Origin of the sequence: Achromobacter sp. UBA2119 (genome assembly GCF_002331005.1) — a bacterium.
Taxonomy (GTDB): domain Bacteria; phylum Pseudomonadota; class Gammaproteobacteria; order Burkholderiales; family Burkholderiaceae_B; genus Achromobacter; species Achromobacter animicus.
In genome coordinates, this window is the sequence record NZ_DCYD01000008.1 from 285738 (window position 1) to 300652 (window position 14915).

16 protein-coding genes and 1 pseudogene are annotated in these 14915 nt (G+C 58.0%); 10 read left to right on the forward strand and 7 right to left on the reverse strand.

Annotated features, from left to right (window positions below; all coding sequences use genetic code 11):
* Nucleotides 1–46: 46 nt before the first annotated feature.
* From B3098_RS05100 to B3098_RS05115, 4 genes and pseudogenes are all read right to left on the reverse strand, one after another.
* Nucleotides 47–493: pseudogene (locus B3098_RS05100) on the reverse strand (aminopeptidase P family N-terminal domain-containing protein); the annotation flags it as partial.
* 47 nt (nt 494–540) lie between these two features.
* The gene (locus B3098_RS05105) at nt 541–1230 is read right to left on the reverse strand and encodes an ABC transporter permease (protein ID WP_254607196.1); all 690 of its coding nucleotides are present in this window, start codon (nt 1228–1230) and stop codon (nt 541–543) included.
* 103 nt (nt 1231–1333) lie between these two features.
* On the reverse strand, nt 1334–2215 hold the full coding sequence (locus tag B3098_RS05110; RefSeq protein WP_175156551.1) for an ABC transporter permease: 882 nt from the start codon (nt 2213–2215) through the stop codon (nt 1334–1336).
* Nucleotides 2205–2726, reverse strand: coding sequence for a TOBE domain-containing protein (locus B3098_RS05115; RefSeq protein WP_175156550.1), 522 nt, complete (start codon nt 2724–2726; stop codon nt 2205–2207). The genes B3098_RS05110 and B3098_RS05115 overlap by 11 nt, the downstream gene beginning before the upstream one ends.
* A gap of 179 nt (nt 2727–2905) precedes the next feature.
* Here B3098_RS05115 and B3098_RS05120 point away from each other — a divergent pair, with 179 nt between their 5' ends.
* Entirely contained in the window at nt 2906–3847 is a 942-nt protein-coding gene (locus tag B3098_RS05120; protein ID WP_175156549.1) for a LysR substrate-binding domain-containing protein, read from the forward strand.
* Between the two features lie 100 nt (nt 3848–3947).
* Here the strand turns inward: B3098_RS05120 and B3098_RS05125 are convergent, their stop codons facing one another.
* Entirely contained in the window at nt 3948–4685 is a 738-nt protein-coding gene (locus tag B3098_RS05125; protein WP_175156548.1) for a TrmB family transcriptional regulator, read from the reverse strand.
* A 357-nt stretch (nt 4686–5042) separates the two neighbouring features.
* Here B3098_RS05125 and B3098_RS05130 point away from each other — a divergent pair, with 357 nt between their 5' ends.
* The 6 genes from B3098_RS05130 to B3098_RS05155 are packed head-to-tail and all read left to right on the forward strand — an operon-like array spanning nt 5043 to nt 10531.
* A complete protein-coding gene (locus B3098_RS05130) occupies nt 5043–6326 on the forward strand; it encodes an ABC transporter substrate-binding protein (protein ID WP_175156547.1) in 1284 nt (427 codons plus the stop codon).
* 9 nt (nt 6327–6335) lie between these two features.
* Nucleotides 6336–7235, forward strand: coding sequence for a branched-chain amino acid ABC transporter permease (locus B3098_RS05135; RefSeq protein ID WP_175156546.1), 900 nt, complete (start codon nt 6336–6338; stop codon nt 7233–7235).
* A 2-nt stretch (nt 7236–7237) separates the two neighbouring features.
* Nucleotides 7238–8188: a branched-chain amino acid ABC transporter permease gene (locus B3098_RS05140; RefSeq protein ID WP_175156545.1), complete on the forward strand. Its 951-nt coding sequence runs from the start codon at nt 7238–7240 to the stop codon at nt 8186–8188.
* A complete protein-coding gene (locus B3098_RS05145) occupies nt 8185–8934 on the forward strand; it encodes an ABC transporter ATP-binding protein (RefSeq protein WP_175156544.1) in 750 nt (249 codons plus the stop codon). The genes B3098_RS05140 and B3098_RS05145 overlap by 4 nt, the downstream gene beginning before the upstream one ends.
* The gene (locus B3098_RS05150) at nt 8931–9602 is read left to right on the forward strand and encodes an ABC transporter ATP-binding protein (protein WP_217470045.1); all 672 of its coding nucleotides are present in this window, start codon (nt 8931–8933) and stop codon (nt 9600–9602) included. Before B3098_RS05145 ends, B3098_RS05150 begins: the two co-directional genes overlap by 4 nt.
* Nucleotides 9599–10531: a carbon-nitrogen hydrolase family protein gene (locus B3098_RS05155; RefSeq protein ID WP_175156543.1), complete on the forward strand. Its 933-nt coding sequence runs from the start codon at nt 9599–9601 to the stop codon at nt 10529–10531. The genes B3098_RS05150 and B3098_RS05155 overlap by 4 nt, the downstream gene beginning before the upstream one ends.
* A 48-nt stretch (nt 10532–10579) precedes the next feature.
* On the opposite strand, the gene glaH is transcribed toward B3098_RS05155, so the two are convergent.
* Nucleotides 10580–11503, reverse strand: a complete 924-nt coding sequence (glaH, locus tag B3098_RS05160; RefSeq protein ID WP_175156542.1) for a glutarate dioxygenase GlaH — start codon at nt 11501–11503, stop codon at nt 10580–10582.
* A gap of 89 nt (nt 11504–11592) precedes the next feature.
* On the opposite strand from glaH, the gene B3098_RS05165 reads away from it, so the two are divergent.
* A complete protein-coding gene (locus B3098_RS05165; RefSeq protein WP_175156541.1) occupies nt 11593–12498 on the forward strand; it encodes a LysR family transcriptional regulator in 906 nt (301 codons plus the stop codon).
* A gap of 161 nt (nt 12499–12659) precedes the next feature.
* Here the strand turns inward: B3098_RS05165 and B3098_RS05170 are convergent, their stop codons facing one another.
* The gene (locus B3098_RS05170; protein ID WP_175156540.1) at nt 12660–13631 is read right to left on the reverse strand and encodes a GlxA family transcriptional regulator; all 972 of its coding nucleotides are present in this window, start codon (nt 13629–13631) and stop codon (nt 12660–12662) included.
* Nucleotides 13632–13778: 147 nt separating this feature from the next.
* Between B3098_RS05170 and B3098_RS05175 the strand changes: the two genes are divergently transcribed.
* Both B3098_RS05175 and B3098_RS05180 read left to right on the forward strand, forming a co-directional pair.
* Nucleotides 13779–14678, forward strand: a complete 900-nt coding sequence (locus B3098_RS05175; protein WP_254607195.1) for an MBL fold metallo-hydrolase — start codon at nt 13779–13781, stop codon at nt 14676–14678.
* A gap of 69 nt (nt 14679–14747) precedes the next feature.
* Nucleotides 14748–14900 (forward strand): isochorismatase family protein, encoded by a 153-nt coding sequence (locus B3098_RS05180; protein ID WP_175156538.1) that lies wholly within the window; start codon nt 14748–14750, stop codon nt 14898–14900.
* The last annotated feature ends 15 nt before the right edge of the window (nt 14901–14915 follow it).

Consider the following 14915-nt stretch of genomic DNA (forward strand, 5'->3'; position numbering starts at 1 on the left):
GCCTCCCGCACGTAACGCAGTCCGATTCCGATTTCACCACCCGCAAGGTCCGGACCAGATGCGAAGCGTCTACCAGGTTGCACCAGTCTGACAAGCGGGCATGCACGCGCGCATAGTTTTTGCCGATTAGACCGAAGTTGTCGGTTTCCATGCCGATCCGCTTGCCGGCGAGCCCTAATTCCACCAGGATTGCTTTCAGATCGTTGCTCGGATCCGCGCCCTCGTTGTCGTACCAGATGCGAATATCCTCGACTATTGAGGTGCGCTGCGCCTGGACCAGATCAGGACGGCGGGTTAGCAGTATGGGTGGCCGGTCGTCTGCAGTCAGGATCGTGCACTGGAAAAACACATAGCCCGCTGTGTCGAACCCCGTGAGGTAATAGTGGCTTTCCTGGGCGAACAGCAGCAAGGCATCTAGCTTTTCTGCCTGCATGTGCTTGCGCGCGGCCTTTATGCGGTCGAAAAACGTCTCGCGCGGAAAATGTAGCGCCATTGTGAGGTCTCCGATGGTAAGTCGTTGTGGAAGTAGAAGGTTCGACGTCAACGGCGTCGCTGCAGGGCTCGCGCCGCCAGCGGCAGCGCCACCGACACAAGAATGAGCAGGGTGGAGATCGCCGCAATGGCGGGGTCCACTTCATCGCGCAAGGAATTGAACATGCGTTTGGTGAGCGTGGCGCTCGGGCCGCCAGCGATAAATAGCGCCACAACCACTTCGTCAAGCGACGTAATGAAGGCCAGGATGGCTGCTGCCACGACCGAAAAACGAATCTGCGGAAGCGTCACGTCTCGGAACGCCCGCAACGGATGGGCACCCAGACTGCGCGCGGCCATCTCCTGGCTAAAGTCGAAACTGGAGAAGGCGGCGCTAACGGTGATGAACACCAACGGGAGGGCGAGGCAGGTATGCGCCAATACCAGGCCGAGCAACGTGTTATTCAGGCCCAGCTTGGCATACAGCAGGAACACTCCGACACCACATAGGATGACCGGCAGGGCCATGGGTAGCAGGAAGACGATCCGGAGCCAGCGCGCGTGGCCTGCTGTCACGCGAGCGGCGGCATAGGCGGCGGCTAGGCCTAGGGGCGTGGCTAACAACGTAGTGCCCACTGCCGCACGCAGCGACACCCACGTGGCTGCACGCCACTCCTGACTTTGGAAGTATTCCAGATACCACCGGAACGACCAGTTGGTGGGAGGGAAGGTCAGGAAACGTGAGTCGGAGAAGCTCATGGGGATCACCACCAACGTGGGAGCCACTAAAAACAAAACGATAAGCGCGCAGACGGGAGTCAGCCACCAAGGTGCGCGCGTGTGAAGCGAGTTTTGCATCGCCTTACCTCGCCAGAAGTTTTTCGAGACCGAACAATCGGGCCAGCAACCAGATGAACAGCAGGGTCACGGCCAGCAGCACCACACCGAGGGCACTGGCGGCACCCCAATCTCCATAGAGCGAGATGTTGCGTTCGATTTGCATGGACCACATGACCACGCGGCCGCCACCGAGCACGGCGGGGGTGACATAGAAGCCCAAGGACAGCACAAACACCAGCACCGAGCCGGCGGCCAAGCCAGGCACGGATAAAGGCAGGTACACGTGGCGGAAGGCCTGCGCTGGCGTAGCGCCAAGGCCGGCCGCTGCCTGCATGTAGTCGGCACCGATGGCGCGCATGCTCGCATAGAGCGGAAGCACCATGAATGGCAGCATGATGTGAATCATCCCTATGGCGGTGCCGGTGAAGTTGTGGACCAGCCGCAGCGGCGTGTCGATCAAGCCCATGTCGACCAGCACTCCGTTGATAACCCCACGCCTCTGCAAAAGAATCAGCCATGCGTAGGTGCGCACCAAGAGCGAAGTCCAGAACGGAAGCAACACGCAGAGCATCAGCACTGCCGCCACGCGGGCCGATACCCGCGCCATCAGATAGCAGAGCGGATACGCCAGCAGGGCGCAGGCTGCGGTCACCAGTAGTGCGAGCTCGAAAGTCGTGCGGAAGCTGTAAAGGAAAGCGCCGTGCCACAGTCGCTCGTAGTTCGCGAAGGTCAGTCCGTCGGGGCCGATTACGGACAGGGCCGACAGCCACAAGATCGGGCCAAGTAGCACTACGGCCAGCAGCATTAACGCCGGGGCGGCCAGCAGAAGGAGGCGCCACTGGCCGTGATGCACCCGGCCAGGCCGGGATGCTTGCACGCGTGGCAAAGTCGCGTCAGCGGCCATCACGGATCTCCTTGGGGATCAGTACGGTGTCTTCGACGTGCAGGGCCAGGGTGACCCTCTGGCCGGTCGAGACTCCGGACTCGCGTATCTGCGTAGGGCCAAGGCGCAGGGACACTTCCAGTCCGTCCTCCAGACGGACAAACAAGCGGGAGCTTTCGCCTTGGAACTCCGACTTCATGTTGTCCGGGATGCCGGTTGTGTCAACAATTGCAGGGTCAAGCTTTTCCAGAAGTCCTTCCTTCTCCATCAAGGGGCAGGACTGGCTGCCCTGCTGAACGATGTCCCATGCGGGCTTGCCGGAGGCAACCTGCGTCCGCACGTCGGCAAGACCGGACGTCGTGTCCTCTCTAATGGTGATGCCCAGCGCCTTTTCGGCGGGCGTGAACCAAGCTTGGCGCTGCGCCTTCTGAAAGGTCCCGCCCCAAGATGCCAATGTGATACTGCCGCCGTCGGCCTGCGCGCTGGTAGCGACGCACGCCATGATCAAGCCGCCCAATAACTTCGCATTCATTGTGTTCCCCTTGAATCATGAGTCGTGTCGGATGCCATTGGTACAGTCATACCGATAAAATTCATATATGCTGTAAACCAATCAATATATGCACAGCTTGTTTTGTAGAAAACTCTAGAGCAGAACGTTAGAAAACAACTGACTGAAATTCAATACATGAATTTTTTGAGTGAATTACCATGACTGTTGAAAGCGATACTCCAGAGCCGCCCCTAAGAGCGATACGCGCATTCGAGGCGTTCGCCCAGCACGGGACGATCGCCGATGCTGCTGCTGAGCTGAACATCACGCCCTCGGCCATCAGCCATCAGTTGCATCTGCTGGAAAGCTATATTCAGACTCCGCTCACGACGCGCAAGGGCCGTTCGCTTTGCCTTACGGATGAAGGTCGGGACTACTACCGCTCGATTCATACAGCATTCACGGTGCTGCGCAGTGCGACGAGGCAGGCGCGGGAGCGCGCCACTTTGACGCAGGTAACGGTGGGAGTCACCGGCCTGCTGGGTACTGGCTGGCTGCTACCGCGTCTGGGCCGCTTCATGCGTGACCACCCGGACATCGGCATCAATGTTGTATACGCCATGCACGGGACGTATCCGAGCGACTCCGCAGACTTGTCGATTCGTTTCGGCGCTGGCCGCTGGCCCGGCCACCACGCCACGCGGCTTCTGGCGGGAGCTGTCGTGCCCGTGTGTACGCCCGAATTTGCCAAGCGCTATGGGCCGTTCAGGCATGCTCGGGACTTGGCAATGGCGCCGTTGGTACACGACGGAGATCGCGCACGCTGGGCCGCCTGGTTCGCGCAGGCTGGTGTTAGGCCGGACCGACTGACCGGGCCGCTATTGGAGGATGCGCAGCTCACGTTGGGCGCCGTTTTGGCCGACATCGGTGTCGGCTTGCTGCGGTTGGTGCTTATTGAGGGGGAGCTTGCTTCCGGTCGCCTGACGCAGCCGTTCGACCAGAGTCTTGATACGGGGCTGGACTACTACCTTTGCGTTCGGGAAGAGGATCCTCCGACTGATGCGGCGACATCGTTAGCCGAGTGGATTCTGGCTGAAAGCACCGTTACGTCAAATTTGCCAGGCGCCATGCGAATCGCTCGGGCCTCCGCCTCTGCCTAAATTAGTGCCATCAGGCGCCATGGCGAAATTAAGGGCAATATGTGCTGCGATACGCAAAACCATTGGGTTGGGCTTCCGTCTGTCGGGTAGGGCGCTCGTGTCAAGAGGCTGGTAGGCAGGATGCCCAGAGAGCGTCGAACAGCATGCCTTGGTGCTGCGCGTGCTCTTCGCTTTCAATGATGAGCCCGTAGTTCTCCCGCTTGGATGAAATCATCGCGACGCAATTGCCGTATATCAGGGTGGTCATGGCCACGGTGGTTTCTGCGGGAGCCCATCGCAATTCACGTAGTTCTTTTTGGCTGGCTGGCCATATGTCGTCGGTGTCGCGGTTGCGCGAGCGGATTACGCGCATGCCAATGCCTTTTGCAATCCGGGCGTCCCGGTAGCGATAGATCTCTTCTAGGCCGGGGACCTCGCGCAGCTCGGACATTGAGAAGGTGGCACGTAGGGAATGTGGGCCATTTAGGCTGTCCCATAGCACGGTGCGGATGCCCTCGGCGCCTTCATAGAAGCGCGTCTTGGGTTTGCCTTTAGCCTGGTTATACATGGACCTCAGCTCCGGCATCATTTCCGTGACCATGACACGTCTTGCGGCAACGTATTCAAGTAGTACGGAGGGGTCGTGAGCAATCACATGGCGCTTTCGATCGACACCTTCGATCTTCAATAGGCCTTCTTCTTCGAGCCTCAGCACCGCGTCATAAGTCGTGGTGCGTGCCAGGCCGGTGCTCGCGGCTAGCTCGGACACGGGTACCTCGCCCAACTCAATGGCGGCCCTATACACGCGGTAAAGGTTGCCGCTGATGCCAAGCCTCCCGAGCTTCTCTTCCAGGTCCATTTCTCACGCGTCTCCTTATGTTGAGCAAGCGGGTGCGCGGCCCGCTGGCTGTGAATCTGAAGCGGCTAGACAGTAGCAAACGACACGCCAAGTGTCTATTCTTTTTGTAGGTCGGTAAATTCCGACATGACGGACCAATACTGTATTGTTTTTGTTGCTGCCAAAGCCGTCATGCAAAAAGAAGCACTTATAAAACATAGACTTATGTTCTGTCTAGGGTTAACCCAGGCACAAATTTCGTTGACGGCGTAATCCGTGATAAATACACTTTGTGCTCGATCGGCCAATTCTGCCGACGCTATCCGTCCTCCGCCAACTGCGGCAGACGCAACGCACATATGTGAGCAAGGGGAAGCAATGAAATTGATAGATAAGGGCGTGTTTTCAGCCGTTCTTGGGGTGGCTCTCGCTCTGGCGCAGCCGGCCCAGGCAGCCGACCCAGTGCGCATCGGCGTATCGAGCTATCTGTCCGGCGCCGGAGCCGTATTCGGCGTTCCCGCGCAACAGGCAGCGCGGCTGTTGGTGGAGAAAATCAATAACGCGGGAGGCATCAAAGGCGCGCCCATTGAACTGACGTTCATCGACGAAAATCATGGCGTGGACAATGTGGTTGTTGAGTACCGCAGCCTCGTTGAGTCAGCCAAGGTGGACGCGATGATCATCGGGCTGTCAAGCTCGATCTGCCTGGCGGTCGCGCCGGTAGCAGAGCAATTGAAGATGCCCACGGTGCTCTGGGACTGCGGCACGGAGCGGATATATACCGATGCCAAGTACGACTATGTGTACCGAACCGGTGACTACACGCCGTCGAACAACGTGGCCACGGCGCTTTACATGCTGAAGCTGATGCCCGAGGTCAAGACCATTGCTGGCATCAATCAGGACTACGCATTTGGTCGCGATAACTGGGCAGCGTTTCGCGGTGCGGTCCAAGCCTTGCGCCCTGACGTGAAGATCGTCGCCGAACTATTCCCGAAGCTGGGCACGTCAGATTATTCGACGGAAATTTCTCGGCTCTCGGCCATGCGTCCCGACGTCATCTTTACGACTTTGTGGGGCGGAGATATGAATACCTTCGTAAAGCAGGCGTCGTCCCGTGCACTGTTTCGCAATTCTCGTCTGGTCGCTGCCAACGGGGAGAGCTCTATGCAGCAGTTGGGCAAGGCCTTCCCTGAAGGCGCAATTGTGGGCATGCGCGGCGATAGCTGGGCGTTCAATCCTTCCATGGCAGGCAACCCCGAGCACCTGGCTTTCGTGACTGACTTCGAGAAGCGCACGGGCTCGTACCCGAGCTTCCCGTCGTACCACATGGCGCAAGCGGTGCGTGCGGTTCAACAGGCACTCGAGGCGTCATGGGATGGTGACCGTAAGACACTGCAGTCCGCGCTGCTTAAGGGCATGAAGGGGCTGGATCTGAATGATTTCACGGGTCAGCTGAAAATCCGGGAGGACAAACAGGCGATGGAAGGCCAGTTGCTGGGCGTGGCCACAGAGAAGAGTGGGCAAGATTTCAAATCCCTGAAGCAACTGCTGGTCATTCCCTCTGAGCTGACCTCTCCGCCTGCGGGGGTGAAAAGTGATGATTGGTTTAAGACTCTCACGCCCGATGTGATGCAACGGGTTGGCACTCCTTCTGAATAAGCTTCCGTCATGCAGCAAACGCTTCTATTGGCCACCCTCGACGGGCTGGCGCAAGCATCGGTCCTTTTCATGGTCGCCGTGGGCTTGAGTTTGATCTTCGGGATCATGCGCATTTTGAATGTGGCTCACGGCAGCTTCTACGCGCTCGGCGCCTACAGCGCCGTCGCCCTGGGTCTCTGGCTCGCCGGCCCTGACGGTGGGGTGTGGACCTATCCAGCACTGCTCCTGGCGGCGGTCGCCATCGGGGTGACTATGGGCCCGCTTATCGAGCGTCTCCTCCTGCGGCGGATCTATGGAAAGGAGCATGCGCTCCAGCTTCTACTCACGTTCGGAGTGTTCATGATCCTGGAGGATGTGCAGAAGATGATCTTTGGCGTGGAGCCTCAGTTCAATGACGCACCGCTGGCTATGCTGGGTATGGTCGAAGTGGGCGGGATCTACTACACCGCGTACCAGTTGTTCGTATTGCCGCTGGCGGCGATTACCGTAATGCTTGCGCTGACCATCTATTTCAACAAGACGCGTCAGGGCAAGTTGATCGCAACGGTGATCGAGGATTATGAGGTGGCGCGCGTGTTGGGTATCAATGCCAAGCGTGTCTACACAATCACCTTCATGCTTGGCACCACGCTGGCCGCCCTCGGCGGAGCGCTAGCATCGCCCACTACTTCGCTCGTTCCTGGCGTAGGAGCCGATTCCATCGTCCTATCCTTCGCGATCGTCGCTACGGCGGGCCTCGGCCACTTTCAGGGTACGGCTGTGACGGCGGTGATTGTTGGGTTGGCGCAGGCTCTGAGTGTGCATCTGCTACCCGCGCTGTCTTCCGTCATGCCCTATCTTGTCATGACCGCCATTTTGCTGGTCAAGCCCTACGGCCTTTTCGGCACGCCTCAAGTTCGTCGGATCTGAAAATGAGAGTTCATTCAAAAACGGCGGTGCTTGCCGGCCTGCCTTTCGTCTTTCTTGCAGCACTGCCGCTACTGGCGCCGTCGTTGCGATCGTTGGCGACCATGGCCCTAGCGATATCGTTCTGCGCCCTGGGCTTGTTGCTGCTGCTGCGCGCCGGTCAAGTTTCATTCGGCCACGCTCTCTACTTTGCCTGCGGCGCCTACGCCACTGCTTTCGGTACACGCTACGTAGGCGCGGACATTCTCGTCGTGATCATCATGTCGATAGTGTCCAGCGCGACCCTGGGCGCCGTCTTGGGCTTGATCCTGTGCCGGTATCGAGACATTTTCTATGCAATGCTTAACCTAGCTTTTTCAATGGTTGGGTTTACGCTCGTGCTCAAGCTGTATTCCCTGACCGGGGGCAGCGATGGTTTGACTGTGCGGATAGACTCAGTGGCCGGGATACCGGTGGACGTCGAGAGATTCGGCTGGACTTTGTTTTACCTCGCGTTGGTTCTGCTAGGTTTATCGCTATATGCGGTGACTCGCTATCTCTCCGCACCACCAGGCCAAGCTCTGTCGGCGCTCAAAACCAACGAGACACGCCTGGAGTATCTGGGAATTTCGGCGCGTCAGGTGCTCTATGTCGGCCACATTGTTTCGGCTGCCCTAGCTGGCCTGGGCGGCGCTATTGCGGCAATGGGAACTGGACACGTCACCCCGGAAATGGCCTATTGGAGCCGTTCGGCCGAGTTTGTCTTCATCGCGGTGCTAGGTGGGATCGGCAACGTGTTCGGTGCGTTGTTGGGGGCACTTTCTTTCGAGGCGGTGCGCAGCGCGGCGAGTGCTTATGCGGCCAATTCGTGGCAGTTGATCATGGGTCTGGTGCTGGTGGCGATCGTGCTGTTTGCGCCGGCGGGATTGCTAGGCCTGGGACGGCGCTTGCTCGTCCGCAAGGAGGTCCGGCAATGACGAATAAAGCCATCATCAGTTCGAAAGATCTGCACGTAGAGTTCGGTGGGGTGAAGGCAGCAAACGGGGTGAACCTGCAGATCCACCGCGGTCAGATCGCGTCCATCATCGGGCCCAACGGCTCCGGCAAGACTACTTTTCTGAATTTGTGCACCGGCTATGTACGTCCCACGAGCGGCAGTGTTCACTTTGGCGAAAAGGACCTGACCCGGTTGGAACCCCGTGCCATCACGCGCTTGGGAATTGCCAGAACGTTCCAGCTGCCCCAGCTGTTTTCCGAGCAGTCGGTGCTCGAGAATCTGCTACTAGCACTGGCGGCACGTGATGGATTTTGGACGCTTTCTTCGCTGTATCGCAAGGCCGCCCATGAGGAAGCTGAAGAACTACTGGCGCTTTTTTGCTTGCTCGACCAGGCCGGGAGGCAGATCGGTTCTCTGCCCGAAGGTGTGCGCAAGCTCGTGGACATCGCCGTGGCTTTGGCTCTGTCGCCAACCCTGCTGCTGATGGACGAACCAACCAGTGGTGTCAGCTCCCAGGAGAAATTCGAAATCATGGACATGCTGGTGCCAGTTTTGCGGCAGCGTGATATCACGGCATTGCTGGTTGAGCACGATATGGAATTGGTCGAGCGCTACATGGATCGCGTCATCGTCTGGAATGCCGGCCAAGTTGCCGCCGATGGGCCGCCCGCCGAGATACTTCAGAACGAAGAGGTCTTGCGCAACGTCATCGGAGGTGCCCAATGATGCTGCAGGCGAGCAAGTTGGTGGCACATATCGAGGGCGCGAGGGTACTGCGTGAGGTCGATCTTGATATTCGCGCGGGTGAAACGGTGGCCCTGATTGGGCGCAACGGTGCGGGCAAGACTTCACTGCTGCGCAGCATCATGGGTACGCTGCCACTTGACGAGGGCGGGCTGCTGTTTCAAGGGCAGAATCTTTCGAAGCGGGACGCCTATGCACGTGCCGGGCTAGGAATTGGGTTTGCGCCCGAAGAACGCCGCCTCATCGGCAAGTTCACTGTCATGGAAAATATGATGGTGCCCGCATGGGCATGCAGACTTAAGGAGCCGCAAGTACGTGAGCGGCTGGATCTCATATATTCCGTGGCGCCGGAGCTGTCGCAGCTCGCGCCGCGTCTGGGCGGCCTGCTTTCAGGCGGCCAGCAGAAGATGGTGGCGCTGGGCCGCGCGCTCATGGCCGGAGATAACCTGGTGCTGCTAGACGAGCCCTTCCAAGGGCTGGCGCCTGCGCTCGCACTTCGCTATGCCGATAGCCTCAAGACCCTGCGCGCGCGTAAACCTGACCTGGCCATACTGATCACCGAGTCCAACCCCAAGCTGCTGCGACCGATGGCCGACCGTGTCGTCACTATCGAGCGCGGCGAAATCATCTCTCAGGAGTCGTCGCAATGACATTCAAGGCGGCAGTCGTTCAGACCGCATCAGTGCCGTTCAACAAGCAGGCTACGCTGGAAAAAGTGGTCGCAAAAATCCATGAGGCGGCCGAGCTGGGCGCCAAGCTTATCGTCTTTCCAGAGGCTACGATTTCAGGGTATCCGAAGGGCAGCGACTTTGGTGCCCGCGTGGGCGGGAGATTGCCACGAGGCCGAGAGGAGTTCCTACGCTACTTCAACGGGGCGATAACGGTCCCAGGGCCGGAAGTCGATGAGATCGCGATGGCAGCCCGAGAAGCCCAAGCCTATGTCGTGATTGGCGTCATGGAGCAGGAAATCGGCACTCTGTATTGCACCGCGCTTCACTTTTCGCCTGCGGGCGAAATGATCGGCAAGCACCGCAAGCTGATGCCCACCGCGGTCGAAAGGCTGATCTGGGGGTATGGCGACGGCTCAACATTGCCGGTGTTCAACACGCCGCATGGAAAAATGGGCACTGTCATCTGCTGGGAAAACTACATGCCGCTCCTGCGTATGGCAATGTATGGGAAAGGCATCCAGCTCTATTGCGCCCCGACGGCCGACGACCGTGATGAGTGGATTACTAGCATGCGGCATATCGCCATGGAAGGGCGCTGCTTTGTGTTTTCCGCCTGCCAGTACATCACCCGTGGCGAGTATCCCGAAGACTACGACGCGATCCAAGGAAATTCGCTCGATACCGTATTGATGCGCGGCGGAAGCGCGATCATCAGCCCTTCCGGTCAGCTGTTGGCCGGGCCGGACTATGACGGCGAGTGCATTCTCACAGCGGATATCGATCTAGATGATGTTACGCGAGGCAAGTATGACTTCGATGTTGTCGGACACTATGCCCGTCCGGATATCTTTAAACTCGTCGTCGATGAAAGTCCCAAGCCGCCGGTCGTGACTGTCAACCAAGCATGACAAAGCGGCGGCTCCCCTGTGGGGCCGCCTGCTACACCGGCAGTGTCATCAGCGCCCGAAGAGGCCCCGGATACGCATCAACTCGCGATGGAGGGATTCACTCTTTTGGAACGGTGCTCGGCCATGTAAATAAAAGTAGTTGTTCAGCACCACGAGCTCGCCGGGAGGAAGTGTGATCTCTTGCACACCAGAGCTGATTTCAATCGATGCCGACAGGTCATGCACATACAGAGCCTCTTCAAGTGTGGCGGGCTGCAGAAACTGATCAATGAAGCAGATCGCTAGACCGTAGCGGTTTTGAAAAAAGAGAGGCCGTTCCACTTGCTCCGCGACATTCTTCGAGGCTGGGGATTTGTATAGCAAGGGCTTGGTCGCGAGGGGATGCTGTAGAAAGTTGCCGATATGCTCCCAATCGTCGAGGTGCAAGAAGCGAGACTCACCACCCACGGCATCGTGCTCACTGAATTTCATCATCAGCAGCCAGTCTGTCGCCTCGGAAACATAAGTGCCGTCGGTGTGCATTGTGAACAGACGGTAGGCTTGGCGAAGATAAGAGTCGCTGTTGTCCGTGTGCTTCACCATGAAGCGTGCGTAGTACTTGCCGGACATGGAGTCGTGGTTGGCCGGTCCGAGCAGATAGGCTATCGCTGTGCCAAACTTCACAAAATCATCCGGATCGGTAGACACGCCCTGAAGGCCAATAGTGAATCCGCCGTGGTCTCGGTCTTCGACGATGGAGGTCAGAGTTCCCCGCAGTTCGTCACCACACGCCTTCATCAAGGCCTCAGCCACCTTGAAGCGCATAAAGGGAACATATTCCAGGTTCTGGACCTCGATGTCCTTGACTTCAGCCAGGAAGTGCAGGAGAGCCTCAGGTCGAACTGTCACCTTGCGTACTCGAGAGTGCGTCTCATGAGGGGCCACCTTGACGGCTCCCGAAGACAAGCCCTGGGCGTCGCTCACGTCATTCATAATGTACCTCTGGTGAAGTGTGTATGTGGACTCATTAGAAGTGACACCGTGCGATTGTTAAACATGCGGCCAGCGATAGTTTGTTCGATATGAGCGATAAAAATGTCGAAACGCGCACGTTGCGCTATTTCATAGCAGTGGCGGAGCACCTCCATTTCTCAAAAGCTGCCGACGCGCTGGGAGTGTCGCAGTCGGTCCTGAGTGTGGCGATCCAAAGACTGGAGACTCAACTGGGCGTCAAGCTGCTACAGCGCAACAAGCGACAACCCGTCTCGCTGACTGATGCCGGCAAGATCTTTCACGCGCATGCACTCATCGCTCTTCAACATATAGATCTGGCAGTACAGATCGGGATGCAGGCCGCGCGTGGCCTGGCGGGCATTGTCAGGGCGGGCTTTGTTGGTTCGGCAGTCACCACGGGCGCTCTCCAGGGCGCACTGAAACGTTATCGTGCGGAACATCCGGCCGTCCGTGTAGAGATCGTGCCTATGGAAACGCCCGTGCAACTGGAAGAACTGAGGACGGGCGCCATCGATATCGGCATTGTCCGAGCCAGGCGTGCGTATCCGGAAGGCGTGGCCGCTATCGAATTTCAGTCAGAGCGACTCGCCGTCGCCATGGCAGAAAATCATCCACTCCACTTGAAGGACGAGTTGTCGCCCTCAGATCTTGCCGGAGAGGTTTTCATCATCCCTCAGTTTGATGAGAGCGAAGGCTTTTCGGAGATCTTGGCGGACTTGGCCAAGGCGGGAGGCATTCTTGGGCAGCAGCATCAGCGCGTAAAGGACTTCATCTCGGCCGTTGCGCTCGCCGCCGCGGGATATGGCGTGGTATTGGCCCCAGAGTCCATCGTGAGGCTTTCGCCGCCCGGTATCGTATATCGGTCGATCACGGCGTTCGATCGGCGGGTAAACCTTGCTCTAGCGTTTCGAACTCGTGGGAATTCTCCGGCAGTCGTCGCTTTGATCGATACTGTGCGCGGGGGCAACCACTAGAAGAAGACTGCGTCCATTGCACGCTTCTGCCCGCAAGGGGAACTAGAGTCAGTTGAGGCGCTTGGTCGGGCACTCTCGGCGACCTTCAGTCCTAGCAGCAGCGGCGGCGCGAACTGGTACGTACTTCAAAGCACCTGGTGAAGGGCGTTTAAGGTAGCCCTTTAGGATTGTTGCAAGTTGCGCATCCGGAAAGCCTGCCGATACGCTGACGGAGAGGTATGGATCTGCTCGGCAAATTTCTGCCGTAGGGATAGCGCCGATCCAAATCCGACGGCGGTCGCCACCTGTTCGATCGGGAGATCTGTAGTTTCGAGTAGTTGCTGTGCCTTTGAGACTCGTTCAGAAGCTAGCCACTTGATAACTGTAGTGCCAGTTAACTCTCGAAAACGGCGCGTAAAGGTTCTACGGCTCATCCGTGCGACGTCTGCAAGGTCGTCTACCGCTAGCGGTTGCGCAAGGTGCGTCCGCGCCCAATCAAGCACACCGGGTAACCGATGTTCGCTTGGCAAGCTGGGCACGGGCTGTTCGACGTACTGCGCTTGACCTCCCTGGCGATGGGGAGGCGTCACCAACCGCCGTGCAATGCGGTTCGCGACATCTGCTCCAAAGCGTTGACGCACCAGGTTAAGACAACAGTCAATTGCCGCGACTGTGCCAGCCGAGGTAACGGCGTTTCCGTCATCCACATACAGCACATCGGGTAGGAAGACGGTCTCTGGAAAGCGCTGCACGAATAGGTCGCGGAACGCCCAGTGCGTCGTTGAGGATCGGCCATCAAGCAAGCCCGAGTCACCTAGGACAAACGCTCCTAAGCAAAGACCTACAACTTGCGCGCCACGCCTGTGTGCCCGCTGCAACGCCTCTGCGACCGTAGGGGGCGTGCCCTGTTCGGGGTGATTCCAAGCGGGGACGATGACGATGTCAGCGGTCTCCATAGCCTCCAGGCCAAGTGTCACATCAATGGCGATCCCTTGGTCCGAGTGAATTCGTCCGGTCGTGCTGGCGCAATACTGAATGTCGTAAAGGGGGGAGCCCTCGTTGGAGGTCTCTCCGGCGAAGACGATGCCCGGAACGGAAAGGTGAAAGAGGCTCACCCCGTCAAATGCCAGCACAACAATCCGAATAGGTTCCACCAGAGTCTCGCTATGTCAGTTTGGCCCAATTTTATCGAAGATAGTCATTTGGGCCAATAGCGCTGTACTTGGCACTTAGAGACAATTTCAGCCTGAAATCTCTCGAGGCAAGCATTGCGCCTCTAAACTCATGACGAACCAATGAACATGACGAATTTCTTGCGGTCCCCTTTTTTTATAGGCTTCCTGACGGCGGCGGCCGTCGTGGCCCTACCAACAGGAGCGGTAGCCCAACAACCCGCGTCGGGGAAGGCACCCGTCGTGAATTTCCAGCAGATTCGCAACGCGACGATCAAGTTGAGCTACGCCAACACGACATTTTTGGTTGATCCCATGCTCGCCCCGAAGGGCGCCTACGCTGGCTTCCCGGACACCCCACGCAGCGAACTGCGAAATCCTCTGGTGGATTTGCCCATACCAGTGAGCGATGTGCTGAAGGCTGACGCGGTGATCCTGACACATTTGCACGCCGACCATTGGGATGCAGCGGCGAGAAGTCTGGTACCGCGAGATATGCCAATTTTTACGCAAAACGAGGAAGACGCCACGACGGTGCGCAAGGACGGCTTTACCGATGTGCACGTACTCACGGAAGCGGGAACCGAGTTCAAGGGAACAAGGATCTTCAAGACCGGTGGACAGCATGGCACTGACCAGATGTTCGTAGTGCCTCAATTGAAGGATTTATTGGGTATGGCGATGGGTGTGGTCTTCCAGCGCCCGGGCTACAAGACAAGCTATGTGGTGGGCGACACCATCTGGCGCCCCGAGGTTGAACAGACTCTGACTAAGTTCAAACCAGACGTGGTTTTTCTGAACACGGGCTATGCGCAAGTCAATGGCTATAACGGGTCCATCATCATGGGCAAGGACGACATGCTGCGCGCATACCGGTTTGCTCCTGAGGCCAAAGTGGTCGCCATTCATATGGAAGCGGTCAACCACGCACTCCTGTCGCGCAAGGAACTGCGTGACTTCATCAGCAGCAAAGGTATGGACAGCCAACGGACCATGGTGCCCGAGGATGGCGAGTCTCAGGAATTTTGACGGCAGCTTAAAAACTTGCGACTCGACCTGTGCCGCGGTCCGTCGCGTTCAATCCCAGGAAACAAGCAAATGAACAATCGTGCCTTTCTCGTTGTCGATCTTCAGAACGAGTATCTCCCTACCGGTCAACTTCCCTTGGTGGGGCTTCAAGAGGTAGTCGCCAATGCCGCACGCATTATTGCCGCGGCCCGTGAGCGCGGCGACTTAATCGTCCACTGTTGATTTGCAGGCAGAGTT

Coding starts and splice junctions, on each gene's coding strand:
- B3098_RS05175 (WP_254607195.1), top strand. CDS start 13,779: ATGACGAATTTCTTGCGGTCCCCTTTTTTTATAGGCTTCCTGACGGCG.
- B3098_RS05180 (WP_175156538.1), top strand. CDS start 14,748: ATGAACAATCGTGCCTTTCTCGTTGTCGATCTTCAGAACGAGTATCTC.
- B3098_RS05105 (WP_254607196.1), bottom strand. CDS start 1,230: ATGAGCTTCTCCGACTCACGTTTCCTGACCTTCCCTCCCACCAACTGG.
- B3098_RS05115 (WP_175156550.1), bottom strand. CDS start 2,726: ATGAATGCGAAGTTATTGGGCGGCTTGATCATGGCGTGCGTCGCTACC.
- B3098_RS05110 (WP_175156551.1), bottom strand. CDS start 2,215: ATGGCCGCTGACGCGACTTTGCCACGCGTGCAAGCATCCCGGCCTGGC.
- B3098_RS05165 (WP_175156541.1), top strand. CDS start 11,593: ATGAGCGATAAAAATGTCGAAACGCGCACGTTGCGCTATTTCATAGCA.
- B3098_RS05135 (WP_175156546.1), top strand. CDS start 6,336: ATGCAGCAAACGCTTCTATTGGCCACCCTCGACGGGCTGGCGCAAGCA.
- B3098_RS05125 (WP_175156548.1), bottom strand. CDS start 4,685: ATGGACCTGGAAGAGAAGCTCGGGAGGCTTGGCATCAGCGGCAACCTT.
- B3098_RS05120 (WP_175156549.1), top strand. CDS start 2,906: ATGACTGTTGAAAGCGATACTCCAGAGCCGCCCCTAAGAGCGATACGC.
- B3098_RS05155 (WP_175156543.1), top strand. CDS start 9,599: ATGACATTCAAGGCGGCAGTCGTTCAGACCGCATCAGTGCCGTTCAAC.
- B3098_RS05140 (WP_175156545.1), top strand. CDS start 7,238: ATGAGAGTTCATTCAAAAACGGCGGTGCTTGCCGGCCTGCCTTTCGTC.
- B3098_RS05130 (WP_175156547.1), top strand. CDS start 5,043: ATGAAATTGATAGATAAGGGCGTGTTTTCAGCCGTTCTTGGGGTGGCT.
- B3098_RS05145 (WP_175156544.1), top strand. CDS start 8,185: ATGACGAATAAAGCCATCATCAGTTCGAAAGATCTGCACGTAGAGTTC.
- glaH (WP_175156542.1), bottom strand. CDS start 11,503: ATGAATGACGTGAGCGACGCCCAGGGCTTGTCTTCGGGAGCCGTCAAG.
- B3098_RS05150 (WP_217470045.1), top strand. CDS start 8,931: ATGATGCTGCAGGCGAGCAAGTTGGTGGCACATATCGAGGGCGCGAGG.